Source organism: Gordonia metallireducens (genome assembly GCF_021245825.1).
Classification (GTDB): domain Bacteria; phylum Actinomycetota; class Actinomycetes; order Mycobacteriales; family Mycobacteriaceae; genus Gordonia; species Gordonia namibiensis.
Genome location: NZ_JAJQJP010000053.1, coordinates 103,511 through 116,443 on the forward strand (window position 1 = coordinate 103,511; position 12,933 = coordinate 116,443).

A 12,933-nucleotide genomic window follows, 5' to 3' on the forward strand; every position below is an offset into this window, starting at 1 on the left:
CTCCCACCAGCCGAGTAGCCTCGAATCTCGTGAGTTCTGACGTCGCAACCGAGGTCAAGCGCCGACGTACCTTCGCGATCATCTCCCATCCGGACGCCGGTAAGTCGACCATGACCGAGGCCTTGGCGCTGCATGCGCGCATGATCAGCGAGGCGGGTGCGATCCACGGCAAGGCGGGACGCAAGTCCACCGTCTCCGACTGGATGGAGATGGAGAAGGCCCGCGGCATCTCGGTCAGCTCCACCGCGCTGCAGTTCAACTACCTCGCCGAGCACAGCGAGCCGGGCATCCCGAGCGTCATCAACCTCGTCGACACCCCCGGTCACGCCGACTTCTCCGAGGACACCTACCGCGTGCTGACCGCGGTCGACGCGGCGGTGATGCTCATCGACGCCGCGAAGGGCCTCGAGCCGCAGACGCTGAAGCTCTTCCAGGTGTGTCGCCATCGCGGCATCCCGGTGATCACGGTCATCAACAAGTGGGACCGTCCCGGTCAGACGCCGCTCGAGCTGATCGACGAGATCACCGAGCGCATCGGCCTCACCCCGACGCCGCTGTTCTTCCCGGTCGGCATCGCCGGCGACTTCCGCGGTCTGCTCGACCGCCGCACCGGCAAGTACGTGCACTTCACCCGCACTGCCGGCGGCGCCAAGATCGCCCCGGAAGAGATCATGAGCGCCGACGACGCGGCGGCACGTGAGGGCGACGAGTGGACGGCCGCCGTCGAGGAGAGTGAACTGCTCTCCGAGATGGGCCAGGACCACGACCAGGAGATGTTCCTCGCCGGCCAGACCTCGCCGATGATCTTCGCCTCGGCGATGCTGAACTTCGGTGTGCGGCAACTGCTCGAGGTGCTCGTCGAGCTGGCTCCCCCGCCCGCCGGCCGCGTCGACATCGAGGGCAGGGAACGTCCGGTCACCGACCCGTTCAGTGCCGTCGTGTTCAAGGTGCAGGCCGGCATGGACTCGAGTCATCGAGATCGCTTGGCGTACATGCGGATCGTGTCCGGCGAGTTCGAACGCGGCATGGTCGTCACCCACGCGCAGACCGGGAAACCGTTCGCCACCAAGTACGCCCAGGCCGTCTTCGGCCGGGACCGGTCCACCGTCGACACCGCCTACCCGGGCGACGTCGTCGGCCTCGTGAACGCGACCGCACTGGCCCCCGGTGACACCCTCTTCGACGGCCCGAAGGTGCAGTTCCCGCCGATCCCGTCGTTCGCGCCCGAACACTTCTCGACGCTGCGTGCAACCACCGCCGACAAGTACAAGCAGTTCCGCAAGGCGATGGATCAGCTCGACAGCGAAGGTGTGGTGCAGGTGCTGCGCAACGACACCCGCGGCGACATGTCGCCGGTGCTGGCCGCGGTCGGTCCCATGCAGTTCGAGGTCGTCACCGCCCGTATGAAGGCCGAGTTCAACGTCGACACCATCATCGAACCGCTCGGTTACTCGCTCGCCCGCCGCACCGACGCCGAGAGCGCACCAGAGCTCGACCGGCAGCGCGGCGTCGAGGTGTTCACCCGCACCGACGGTGCGATCCTGGCACTGTTCAGCGACAAGTGGCGCCTGCAGTACATCGAGAAGGAACACCCCGATCTGACGCTGCAACCCCTTGTCGCCGCGGCGGATTGAGCCGATGAGGCGTCCCCTCGTGCGCACCTCCGGTGTCGGCGCGGTGTCCGCGGTGTCCGCGGCAGCGCTCCTGATGTCGGGATGCGCAGCCAACCCGGCACCGGCCCCCACATCGACGAGCACGGCCCCCACGCCGACCGCACGCCCGATCGATTCGGCGAAATGCGCGGAGAAACCGCCGCAGGGCAAGGTCGACCGCGGCGGGCACGGCCTGACGTTCCGTTCCGGCGAGATCCGGATCGCGATCATCGAGCCGGCGGCCCCGACGACCGGGCTACCGGCCGCCGGCAGCAGCAAGAGCCCCGATGAGGCGACCAGCTGTTACGAGTTCAAGCGCTGGGGCCCCGAACAGCCCGACGTCCCGCCGGACTCACTGTTGTTCGTGTTCAAGGGAATCGGGACCGACGGCGCCCAGATCGAGTTCCCCATCAGCGAATTGACCGGCGGCACGGTCCCACCCGCGGGCGGCGGACCACGCCCCACCGCCGGCCCGCTCACCAAACCGATCAACGCACAGATCGGCGTATCCGTCGACGGTGTCTACCACCAGTCGTCGGCGTGCCAGCTCAGCATCACCGGGATGTCGGGCAAGCTCGCGGCCGGGTCGTTCACCTGCCCGGAGGCCTCCCGCGTCGACGCGAACCCGTTCGCACCCGACGACGACGTGGCCTACGACACCGATGAGTCGTCGACGAGCCCGAAGCCCGACGCCGGCACCCCGCCGACCGTCGTACTGTCCGGACGGTTCCAGCTCAGGCCGTAGGGGTTTCGATACGGCTCGTCGCAGGCTCCTCGCCTACTCAACCAGCGGGAAGGCCGAGCTCGTCGCAGGCTCCTCGCCTACTCAACCAGCAGACAACGCTCACGCACCCACGATCCGCGCGACGACCGCCGGATCGACGTCGTCGATCGCGGCGGGGTCGAAGGCCGGGTTGCGGTCCTTGTCGACCAGCACCGCCCGCACTCCCTCGCGGAAGTCGTTCGTGGCCGTGATCTGTTCTGCCGCATGCAATTCGCGATCGAAGCACTCGTCGATCCCAGACTGCGCCCCGGCGTTGATCATCGCGGCCGTCACCCAGAGGCTGGTGGGTGAGGCCTTCTCGAGCAGGCCGATCATCTCCTCGGCCCACTCGTCGCCGATCGCTCCGCGCAGACCACCGACGATGGCGTTGATGTTGTCGTCGGCGAAGTACTCGCCGATCTTGCGGAGCGGGACGTCGCTGGTCTCCGTGGTCCCCGAAGTCGCCAGCGCATCGGCCAGCGGATCTCCGGAACGGATCGACTCGGCGACGCCGGCGATATCGGCCGACGCCACGAAATGCGTTGCCAGGCCGACGGACACCGCGTCGACGCCGCGGATGCGCGCACCGGTGAGACCCAGCCACATGCCGACCCCCTCGGGCAGACGCGGGAGGAAGTAGGTGGAGCCGATGTCGGGGAAGAAGCCGATCGCGGTCTCGGGCATCGCGATCATCGCCTTCTCGGTGACCACGCGGATCTCGCCGTGCACGCTGATGCCGAGTCCGCCGCCCATGGCCGCGCCGTCGATGAGGCTCACGTACGGCTTGGGGTAGTCGGCGACCATCTGGTCCAGCCGGTACTCACTGCTGAAGTAACGCGTGATGGCCTTGGTGTCGCCGTCGAGCGAGTGCTCGCGGATCGCCCGGATGTCGCCGCCCGCGCAGAAGGCACGGTCGCTCGCGGAGGTGACGAGGACGGTCTCGATCGAGTCGTCGTCACCCCACTCGCCGAGCGTGGCGTACATGTCGTCGATCATGGTCTGGTCCAGTGCGTTCAGGGCTTTCGGTCGGTCGAGGACGATCTCGCCGACGCCGTTGGACACCGAGGTGCGAATGAAGGACATGCCCTCAACCGTAGCGGTGAGGGAAGAAAAGCCGGAGAAAACCCGTTGGCAGACCCGGACGCATCCATTACCGTGGAGCCCGCAACCGCTGCCGACCCGAGGAGTGATCCCACACGATGAAGAACTGAAGTGGCCCCGGCCGATGCGCGATGTCGTACAGACACCCGTCGGTGAATCCGAACCACTTCAGGAGTTCTCGTGTCCACTCCCCTGTCCTTTTCCTCCCAGCCGTCGATCGTGCTGTCCGATGTCTCGTTCATCTGGCCCGACGGCACCGCGGTCTTCGATCACCTCAATCTGACGCTGGGCGCGTCCACGTACTCGCTGATCGGTGCCAACGGCGCAGGTAAATCGACCTTGCTCGGCCTGATCTCGCAGCGTCTCCGCCCAGCCTCGGGCAGTGTGAGCATCGCCGGGATCACGTCCCCGCCGGAGGTGGGGGTCGTTCCGCAGGACCCCCAGTCGGATCCGGAGTCGACCGTGTCCGCAGCACTCGGCATCGACTCCATCCGCAGCGCGATCCGTCGCATCGAGGGCGGTTCGGTCGACGCCGACGACTTCGACGCCGTCGGTGACGACTGGGATGTCGAGGAGCGAGCGATCGGGCTCCTCGCCCAGATGGGGCTGCCCACCGACCTCGACCGTCGGGTCGGCGCCATGTCCGGCGGCGAGGCGACGCTGCTGTCGATCGTCGCCGCACTCATGCGCCGACCCTCGGTCCTGCTGCTCGACGAGCCGACGAACAACCTCGACACCAGTTCACGGACAAGGCTTTTCGATGCCATCGACGCTTTCACCGGCACGGTGATCGTGGTGAGCCACGACCTCGAACTGCTCGAGCGTGTCGACGCGACGCTCGAGTTGTACCGGGGTCGGGTGCGTGTGTTCGGCGGCCCGTACTCGCACTACCGCGAGATCGTGGACGCCGAACAGGAGGCGGCCGAGGCTGCCGTGGCGACCGCGACCGGCGACCTGCGTAAGCAGCGTCGGGAGCTGGTCGACGCACAGATCAAACTCGATCGCCGCGCCCGCACCGCCGCGACCGCCGAACGCGAGAAGCGGGTGCCGAAGATCATCTCTCACCTGCGTCGCGGTGAGGCGCAGGTGTCGGCCGGGAAGTTGCGCAACGCCCATCAGGACGACGTGGCGGCGGCCGCCTCCCGGCTCGACGAGGCGCGCGAAGAGGTCCGCAAGGACCGCACCGCCCGAATCGTGGTGCCGGATGCCGACGTACCGTCGCGAGCCCAGGTCGTCACCGACGACCGACTCCGGATCGACGGTCCGGAACGCACCGCGCTGGTGGGGCCCAACGGTTCCGGGAAGTCGACGCTCATCGCCGACCTCATCGCGCGCGAGGCCATCGTCGTGCCTTATGCGTATGTGCCGCAACAGATCGTGTTCGACGACCCGTCGATGTCGATCGCCGGCCTGGTGTCGGCGCACCATCCGGACATCAGCACTCAGGAGGTGCGTTCGCATCTGGCACGGTTCTTGTTCCGCGGTGCACGCGCCGACCGCGCACTCGAGGAGCTCTCCGGCGGTGAGCGACTGCGCGTGGGCCTCGCCGACGCACTCCTCGGCAACCCGACCCCGAAGCTGCTGATCCTCGACGAGCCGACCAACAACCTGGACCTCGACACGGTCACCCAGTTGGTCATCGCGCTCGAGAGCTGGAGTGGCGCGCTGCTCGTCGTCTCCCACGACGCCGGGTTCCTGGATCGCATCGGGATCGACCGTCGCGTCGAGGTGGGTGCCTTGTCACCGGCGCAGACCGGCGACACATAGGCAGTTCCTCAGGGCGCCTGAGCCGCCGCCACATTGAGCGTGACGGGGGTCTCGTGATCGGATGATTGTTGCGCACCGCAACTCCCCCTGCGGTGCGTCGCGACGATGAAAGCCAGGAGGTCGGATGGCCACGATCGAGGTGACCGGTCGCCGCCAGCAGCAGGCCTGGGCCGACAAGGTCCTCCCACCGGTCGAAGAGGTGCGGCCGGGGCTGTGGTCGATCCCGGTGCCGATGGGCCCCAACCCGTTGCGCTACGTCCTGGTGTACGCCCTCGCACTGCCCGACGGCGGGCTGGCGCTGATCGACGTGGGGTGGCCGTCCGACGAGTCGTGGCGAGCGCTCGTCGACGGCATCCGCAGCACCGGCCACGACATCACCGACGTCCGGTCGGCGGCCATCACCCACTTCCATCCGGATCATTTCGGCCTCGTCCCGAGGCTGCTCGAACACACCGACGTCCAGCTCCTGATGCACCGTGATGATGCCTGCCACCTGCGCTACCACTCCGACGGCGAGGTGGAGAGCCAGCTCGACGAGGCGCGGTGGGAGCTGCGGGTCCTCGGCGCCCCGGCCGACGTCGCCGGTCTCGGACTCGTCGACTTCGTCCGCCTGCCCGACGGCCGGACCATCGACACCGAGCTGACCGCCGATGCCCCGCTCGACATCCCGGGCTGGAATCTGCGCGCCGTCTGGACGCCCGGTCACACCCCGGGCCACCTGTGCTTCGCCGACGACGACGCGGGGATCATCTTCACCGGCGATCACCTGCTGCCGCGGATCAGCCCGAATGTCTCCACCAGTCCGATGCAGACGGAGAGCCCGCTCGCGGATTATCTGGTCTCACTGGCCAACACCGAGAAGATGCGGGAGCACGAGGCCCTGCCGTCGCACGAGTACCGGTTCCGCGGATTGGGCGCTCGGGTCACCGGACTCCTGTCGCATCACGAGGAGCGTCTCACCGAGATCACCGAGGCGGTCGCCGCCCGCCCGGAGTCCACGGCGTGGGAGATCACCCAGAACGTCGGCTGGTCCCGCCCGTTCAGCGACCTCAACCTGACGATGAAGCGCCTCGCACTGCGCGAGACCGACGCGCATCTGCTGGTCCTCAGCGAGCGGGGCATCCTCACCTCGACTCCCGCCCCGTCCGTGACCGACCTCGCCGACACCACGGTCGAGCCCGTCCGGTGGTCGCTGGCGACGGTGTCCGAACACCGCACCGCGACGTCGACCCTGTCGCTGCCGGACTGAGCCCGAACGAGACTCCGCCGGTGAACGTCTCACCGGCCGCCCCACCGATCAACAGAGGAGATACCCCATGAGCGCCGTGCTCACCGAGTTCGCCGACGGAGTCGCCGTCATCACGATCAACCGTCCCGAGGCGAAGAACGCCGTCAATCTCGAGGTGTCCGAGGGCATCGCGGCCGCCATCGACGAACTCGAGTCGCGCGACGATCTCACCATCGGCATCCTCACCGGCGCCGGTGGCACGTTCTGCGCGGGCATGGATCTCAAGGCGTTCTCGCGGGGCGAGCAGGTCTCGCTGAAGGACCGCGGTTTCGGCGGTCTCACCGAGGCCCCGCCGAGCAAGCCGCTGATCGCCGCGGTCGAGGGCTGGGCCCTGGCCGGTGGCTGCGAGCTCGCACTGTCCGCCGACCTCGTCGTCGCCGCCGAGAACTCCAAGTTCGGCATCCCCGAGGTCAAGCGCGGCCTCGCCGCCGCAGCAGGAGGCCTCCTGCGCCTGCCGAAGATCCTCCCCTACCAGGTCGCGATGGAGATGGCCCTGACCGGTGACCCGCTCACCGCGGAGCGCGCCCACCAGTTCGGCCTGGTCAACAAGGTCACCGCGCCCGGTGAGGCGCTCGCCGGAGCCCGTGAGCTCGCCGCGAAGATCGCCGCCAACGGTCCGCTCGCCGTCAAGGCAACCAAGCAGGTCACCTCGATGGCGATCAACTACACCGACAAGGACCTGATCAAGAAGCAGTGGGAGTTCCTCACCCCGGTCTTCTCCTCCGAGGACGCGCAGGAGGGTGCCAAGGCGTTCGCCGAGAAGCGCGCACCCCAGTGGAAGGGCCGCTGAACACCCCGGTCGCGGGGCCACTGACTGTCGGAAAGGGCGATCACTAGAGTGACCGGTGTGGACCTGCACCTCGTGACCTACTTCGTCGCAGTCGTCGACCACGGTGGGATCACGAAGGCCGCCCAGTCGCTCTACATCTCCCAGCCCTCCCTGTCGCAGGCCATCCGGACCCTCGAGAAGCGTCTCGGCGTCACGTTGTTCGACCGGACCGGACGCCGCCTCGAACTGACCGAGGCCGGCCGCAAGCTCGACGACGCGGCGCGACGCATCCTCGCCGACGTCGAGCGCGCCAAGCGCAAGGTCGACGCGGTCCGGGAGCTGCGGTCCGGACGCGTCGACGTGGTGACGTACGCGGCGTTCAGCATCGACCCGCTCGTCGACGTCGTCCGGCTGTTCCGGGAGCGCTTTCCTCGGCTCGCGGTTCGCGTCCTCGCCGCCGACGGCCCGGCCGGTGTCCTCTCCGCGTTGCGTTCGGGCGACGCGGAGATCGGGATCATCGACTCCTCCGCCGAACACGCGACGTTCTCGGCCATCCCGATGACGGAGCAGGAGCTCGTGGTGGCGGCTCCCGACGCGCTGGTCGCCGGGTTCCCGGACACCGTGCCGCGCAGCGCCATTCGGTCGGTCCCGCTGGTCATCGATCACAGCGATCAGCACACCGCGGCACTGCTCGCCGATCTCCTCGACGACGCCGCGGGCAACGTGGTCGTCGACTGCCCGTTGCCCGCGGCCGTCTGGAACCTCGTCGAACGCGGTACGGCCGCAACGGTTGTCCCGCGGACCGTGGCCGACAAACAACTCGCCGGCACCCGGCAGCTCGTGCTCGATCCGCCGTTGACGCGACCGTGGGGACTCGTGTTGCGCTCGGGTCTCCCCTCGCCGGCGGCACTCGCCTTCATCTCCGCGGCCCGGGCCCATTCCGGTCTGAGCCAGGAGCCGACCGAGATCGCGGACTGGTAGGCCACCATGGAATTACGCCAGGTCGAATACTTCCTCGCCGTCGTCGAGAACCAGGGCATCGGCGGTGCCGCCACCGCGCTGGGCGTCGCACAGCCGACGGTCTCGCAGGCGTTGCGGGCGCTCGAACGCGAACTCGGCGTGCAGCTGTTCCACCGCATCGGTCGCGGCATGGTGTTGTCGGCGGCGGGCCGCACGATGGTGGGTCCGGCCCGTCAGATCATCCGCGACGTCGACGCCGTCGGCGATCTCCTCGCCGCCGAGGAGGACGAACTCACCGGACACCTCGATCTGCTCGCGTCCCCGGCCACGGCCGTCGGCCCGGTCGTCGACCTCATCGCCCGATTCCGCGACATCTATCCGCGAGTGTCGGTGCGGCTCGGCGACTTACGCGACGAGACCCGGGCCGCCTCCACCATCGAGGACGGGCACTGCGAGTTCGCCGTCGCCCACCTGCCGATCGCCGGTGACGCGCTCGAGGTCATCGAACTCGGCGAACACGAATACGTCCTGGTCTACCCCGAGGGGGCCGAGGTCCCCGACGGGCCGATCCCGCTGGGCAATCTCCCGACGTATCCGATGGTCTTCGTACCGCGCGGGCAGTCGGTGGCCGACGAGCTCGAGGAGGCCATCCGCGTCGGCGGGATCCGACCGCCCCTCGCCGTGCTGTCCGAACACCGCGAGGAACGACTTCCCATGGTGCTGGCGGGAATCGGCGGCACCCTGCTGGAACGCTCGATGGCCGACACCGCCGTGGACCGCGTCGTCATCCGCGAGACCGAACCCCGCTTCGTGCGACCGTTCGCGATCGCCTTCGACCCCGCATCCCTGTCCCCGGTGGGCCAGGCTTTCGTGGAACTCATTCGCGCGCAGGTGGGTTAGCGGTTTCGATACGGCTCGTCGCAAGCTCCTCGCCTACTCAACCAGCAGAAAGTACGCCCCCGGTGGGCCAGGCTTTCGTGGAACTCATTCGCGCGCAGGTGGGTTAGTGGTTTCGATACGGCTCGTCGCAAGCTCCTCGCCTACTCAACCAGCAGAAAGTACGCCCCCGCCGGCCGAGTAGCGACAGCCCAATACACACGAGACGGCGCCCCCACCCCGCCGGCCGAGTAGCGTCGACCGAGCGGAGCGAGGGCGCCGCGTATCGAGGTCCGTCAGGCAACCCGCTCGAAGATCGCGGCGAGTCCCTGGCCGCCGCCGATGCACATCGTCTCGAGGCCGTAGCGACCCTCGCGGCGCTGCAGTTCGCGGGCCAGCGAGGCCAGCATGCGGCCGCCGGTCGCGCCGACCGGGTGGCCCAGCGAGATGCCCGAGCCGTGGACGTTGGTGCGGTCGAAGTCACCTCCGGAACCGAACCGGCCGAAGCCCCATTCGCGGGTGACGGCGAGCGCCTGGGCGGCGAAGGCCTCGTTGAGTTCGATGAGGTCGATGTCGGCGAGGGTCAGACCGGCCTTGGCCAGTGCCTTCTCGGTGGCCGGCACCGGGCCGATGCCCATGGTGCGCGGCGGGACGCCGGCGAGACCCCAGGACACGAGCTTGACGAGCGGGCGCAGGCCCAGCTTCTCGGCGACCTCGGTGGTGGTGACGATCGCCATCGATGCGGCGTCGTTCTGTCCGCTGGCGTTGCCGGCGGTGACGGTGGCCTCGGGATCGGCCTTGCCCATGATCGGCTTGAGCTTGGCCAGTGATTCCAGCGAGACGTCCGGGCGGGGGTGTTCGTCGGTGTCGATGACCTGATCGCCGCCGCGGCCGGGAACGGTGACCGGGATGATCTCCTCGGCGAGGATGCCGTCCTTCTGGGCGCGCACTGCGCGCGTGTGGGATTCGACCGCGAGCTCGTCCTGCTCCTCGCGGGAGATCGAGTACTCCTTGCGGAGGTTCTCGGCGGTCTCGATCATGCCGCCGGGCACCGGGTAGTGCTTGCCGCCGGCGGTCGAGCGGGCGCGGACGAGGCTGTCGTGCATGGCGATTCCGGTACGCGCACCGCCCCATCGCATGTCGACGGAGTAGAAGGAGGCGTTGCTCATCGACTCGGCACCGCCTGCGACGACGAGATCGTTGTCACCCGCGGACACCTGGTAGGCGGCCTGGATGACGGCCTGCAGGCCCGAGCCGCAGCGACGGTCGATGTGCATGCCGCCCACCGTGATCGGCAGCCCGGCGTCGAGTGCGATGACGCGGCCGAGGGCCGGCGCCTCACTGTTGCCGTTGCAGTGCCCGAGGATCACGTCCTCGACCTTCTCCGGGTCGATGCCCGTGCGCTCGAGCAACCCCTTGAGCGCGGTGACGCCCAGGTCGACTGCGGTGAGGCTCTTGAACATCCCGCCGTAGCGACCGATCGGGGTACGTACCGGCTCACAGATGACGACGTCTCGCATGGTTGACCTTTCGCGAAGTTCCGGGTGGAAGAGTTTGGGTGAGAACAGGTCTCACATGAAGCGGCCGCCGGTCACCTCGAGCACGGTGCCGGTCATGTACGAGGACATGTCCGAGGCGAGGAACAGTGCGACACTGGCGACCTCGCCGACCTCGCCTGCGCGGTGCATGGGGATCTCCGACATCTTCTGGTCCCAGGCCTTCTGCGGCATCGCCTCGGTCATCGCCGAGCGGATCAGACCGGGCTGGATCGCGTTGACCCGCACGCCGTGGTGCGCCATCTCTTTGGCGGCGGCCTTGGTCATGCCGACGATGCCGGCCTTGGCGGCGGAGTAGTTGGTCTGGCCGACCATGCCGACCTTGCCCGACAGCGACGAGATGTTGACGATCGCACCCCGCTTGGCCTCGCGCATGATCGCTGCCGCCTTGCGGGTACCGTTCCAGGTGCCCTTGAGGTGCACCGAGATCACCAGGTCGAAGTCCTCTTCGGTCATGGTGCGCATGGTGGCGTCGCGGGTGATGCCGGCGTTGTTGACCAGGACGTCGAGCGAGCCGAAGCCGTCGACCGCCTCGGCGAGCAGCGCGTCGACCTCGTCCCCGTTGACCACGTTGCACTTCACGGCGCGGGCGACGTCGCGGCCGCCGAGCTTGTCGGCGGCGGCCTGCGCGGCCTCGAGGTCGAGATCACCCAGGACCACCTTGGCGCCCGCGTCCACGAAGGACCGGGCGATCTCGAAACCGATGCCCTGGGCGCCACCGGTCACGACGGCGGTACGTCCCTCGAGGAGCGGCTGGGCGGTGGTGGATGACATCTTCGGGTCCTTCCCGTGGGGGTTCTGGTGCAGACACCAGCGGCGTGAGGCGCCGGGTGATGTCAGTAATCTAACCCGCGAATCCGGCGTCGAACGCGTTCGTTTCATACGCAACGGCTATCGGAGCGATCCCGGTTTCGTATTGGACCCCTCACCGCGGACGCGCAAGAGTGGCACCATGACCGGAGTGATGCAACAACCGACCGCCACCTCTCAGGTGAGCGCGGAAGACTTCGCCGACATCCTGGCGGCGACTCGAGAATTCGTGCGTGAGGTCGTCGTGCCCCGCGAACAGGAAATCCTCGACACCGACGCGATTCCCGAGGACATCCGCCAAACCGCAAAGGACATGGGCCTGTTCGGCTACGCGATCCCGCAGGAGTGGGGCGGGCTCGGTCTCGACCTGACCCAGGACGCCGAACTGGCGATGGAGCTCGGCTACACCTCACTGGCACTGCGCTCGATGTTCGGCACCAACAACGGCATCGCCGGCCAGGTGCTGGTGAACTTCGGCACCGACGAGCAGAAGGCCGCCTGGCTGGAGAAGATCGCCTCGGGTGAGGTCGTCGCCTCCTTCGCACTGACCGAACCGGGCGCCGGCTCGGACCCCGCGGGCCTGCGCACCAAGGCTGTTCGCGACGGCGACGACTGGGTCATCTCCGGCGAGAAGCGCTTCATCACCAACGCCCCGCTGGCCGACCTGTTCGTCGTGTTCGCCCGCACCCGCCCGGCCGACGAGAACGGCACCGGCATCGCGGTGTTCCTCGTCCCGGCCGACTCGGCCGGGCTCACGGTCGGCGCCAAGGACCGCAAGATGGGCCAGGAGGGCGCCTGGACCGCCGACGTCCACTTCGACGGCGTGCGCGTCCCGAACGCCGCTCTCATCGGGGGCAGCGAGGACGTCGGCTACAAGGCCGCGATGATGTCGCTCGCCCGCGGTCGCGTGCACATCGCCGCACTGTCGGTGGGTACCGCCCAGCGTGCCCTCGACGAGTCGATCGCCTGGGCTGCCACCGCCACCCAGGGCGGCAACCCGATCGGCGAGTTCCAGCTGGTCCAAGCCATGCTGGCCGACCAGCAGACCGGCGTGATGGCCGGCCGCGCGCTGGTGCGCGAGGCCGCGCGGGCCTGGGTCGACAACACCGACCGGCGCGTCGCACCGTCGGCCGCCAAGCTGTACTGCACCGAGATGGTGGGCAAGGTCGCCGACCTCGCCGTCCAGATTCACGGCGGCAGCGGCTACATGCGCGACGTTCCGGTGGAGCGCATCTACCGCGAGGTCCGCCTGCTGCGCCTCTACGAGGGCACCAGCGAGATCCAGCGCCTCATCATCGGACGCAACCTCTACAAGCAGGGCACCAAGAACGCCCAGCGCTGAGCTCACGACAAAGCGGCCGGCCCATCCTCCTCAGAGGTGGGCCGGCCGC

11 protein-coding genes are annotated in these 12,933 nt (G+C 68.5%); 8 read left to right on the forward strand and 3 right to left on the reverse strand.

Annotation, left to right across the window (positions count from 1 at the left end; genetic code table 11):
* Window positions 1-29 precede the first annotated feature (29 nt).
* Both LQD00_RS21020 and LQD00_RS21025 read left to right on the forward strand, forming a co-directional pair.
* Entirely contained in the window at window positions 30-1,634 is a 1,605-nt protein-coding gene (locus LQD00_RS21020; RefSeq protein ID WP_232719253.1) for a peptide chain release factor 3, read from the forward strand.
* Window positions 1,635-1,653: 19 nt separating this feature from the next.
* Entirely contained in the window at window positions 1,654-2,397 is a 744-nt protein-coding gene (locus LQD00_RS21025) for a hypothetical protein (RefSeq protein WP_232719268.1), read from the forward strand.
* A 99-nt stretch (window positions 2,398-2,496) separates the two neighbouring features.
* Here LQD00_RS21025 and LQD00_RS21030 read toward each other — a convergent pair whose 3' ends face one another.
* Window positions 2,497-3,498: an enoyl-CoA hydratase/isomerase family protein gene (locus tag LQD00_RS21030; RefSeq protein ID WP_232719254.1), complete on the reverse strand. Its 1,002-nt coding sequence runs from the start codon at window positions 3,496-3,498 to the stop codon at window positions 2,497-2,499.
* 198 nt (window positions 3,499-3,696) lie between these two features.
* On the opposite strand from LQD00_RS21030, the gene LQD00_RS21035 reads away from it, so the two are divergent.
* The 5 genes from LQD00_RS21035 to LQD00_RS21055 all read left to right on the forward strand — a co-directional run bounded on the left by LQD00_RS21035 (window position 3,697) and on the right by LQD00_RS21055 (window position 9,200).
* Window positions 3,697-5,283 (forward strand): ABC-F family ATP-binding cassette domain-containing protein, encoded by a 1,587-nt coding sequence (locus LQD00_RS21035; protein ID WP_232719255.1) that lies wholly within the window; start codon window positions 3,697-3,699, stop codon window positions 5,281-5,283.
* A 124-nt stretch (window positions 5,284-5,407) separates the two neighbouring features.
* Window positions 5,408-6,532 carry an MBL fold metallo-hydrolase gene (locus tag LQD00_RS21040; RefSeq protein ID WP_232719256.1) on the forward strand — a complete coding sequence of 375 codons (1,125 nt, stop codon included), beginning with the start codon at window positions 5,408-5,410 and terminating at the stop codon, window positions 6,530-6,532.
* Window positions 6,533-6,599: 67 nt separating this feature from the next.
* On the forward strand, window positions 6,600-7,361 hold the full coding sequence (locus tag LQD00_RS21045) for a crotonase/enoyl-CoA hydratase family protein (RefSeq protein WP_232719257.1): 762 nt from the start codon (window positions 6,600-6,602) through the stop codon (window positions 7,359-7,361).
* A 57-nt stretch (window positions 7,362-7,418) separates the two neighbouring features.
* Window positions 7,419-8,321 (forward strand): LysR family transcriptional regulator, encoded by a 903-nt coding sequence (locus LQD00_RS21050; RefSeq protein ID WP_232719258.1) that lies wholly within the window; start codon window positions 7,419-7,421, stop codon window positions 8,319-8,321.
* Between the two features lie 6 nt (window positions 8,322-8,327).
* Window positions 8,328-9,200: a LysR family transcriptional regulator gene (locus LQD00_RS21055; protein WP_154882692.1), complete on the forward strand. Its 873-nt coding sequence runs from the start codon at window positions 8,328-8,330 to the stop codon at window positions 9,198-9,200.
* A gap of 272 nt (window positions 9,201-9,472) precedes the next feature.
* Here the strand turns inward: LQD00_RS21055 and LQD00_RS21060 are convergent, their stop codons facing one another.
* Window positions 9,473-10,696 carry an acetyl-CoA C-acetyltransferase gene (locus tag LQD00_RS21060; RefSeq protein ID WP_232719259.1) on the reverse strand — a complete coding sequence of 408 codons (1,224 nt, stop codon included), beginning with the start codon at window positions 10,694-10,696 and terminating at the stop codon, window positions 9,473-9,475.
* 51 nt (window positions 10,697-10,747) lie between these two features.
* Window positions 10,748-11,506: a 3-oxoacyl-ACP reductase FabG gene (gene fabG, locus LQD00_RS21065; protein ID WP_232719260.1), complete on the reverse strand. Its 759-nt coding sequence runs from the start codon at window positions 11,504-11,506 to the stop codon at window positions 10,748-10,750.
* 178 nt (window positions 11,507-11,684) lie between these two features.
* On the opposite strand from fabG, the gene LQD00_RS21070 reads away from it, so the two are divergent.
* Window positions 11,685-12,884, forward strand: coding sequence for an acyl-CoA dehydrogenase family protein (locus LQD00_RS21070; RefSeq protein ID WP_006867400.1), 1,200 nt, complete (start codon window positions 11,685-11,687; stop codon window positions 12,882-12,884).
* The last annotated feature ends 49 nt before the right edge of the window (window positions 12,885-12,933 follow it).

What these genes read in the sequence shown, in the direction of transcription:
- LQD00_RS21070 (WP_006867400.1), top strand. Translation starts at nt 11,685, where the DNA reads ATGACCGGAGTGATGCAACAACCGACCGCCACCTCTCAGGTGAGCGCG.
- LQD00_RS21045 (WP_232719257.1), top strand. Translation starts at nt 6,600, where the DNA reads ATGAGCGCCGTGCTCACCGAGTTCGCCGACGGAGTCGCCGTCATCACG.
- LQD00_RS21060 (WP_232719259.1), bottom strand. Translation starts at nt 10,696, where the DNA reads ATGCGAGACGTCGTCATCTGTGAGCCGGTACGTACCCCGATCGGTCGC.
- LQD00_RS21055 (WP_154882692.1), top strand. Translation starts at nt 8,328, where the DNA reads ATGGAATTACGCCAGGTCGAATACTTCCTCGCCGTCGTCGAGAACCAG.
- LQD00_RS21030 (WP_232719254.1), bottom strand. Translation starts at nt 3,498, where the DNA reads ATGTCCTTCATTCGCACCTCGGTGTCCAACGGCGTCGGCGAGATCGTC.
- LQD00_RS21040 (WP_232719256.1), top strand. Translation starts at nt 5,408, where the DNA reads ATGGCCACGATCGAGGTGACCGGTCGCCGCCAGCAGCAGGCCTGGGCC.
- fabG (WP_232719260.1), bottom strand. Translation starts at nt 11,506, where the DNA reads ATGTCATCCACCACCGCCCAGCCGCTCCTCGAGGGACGTACCGCCGTC.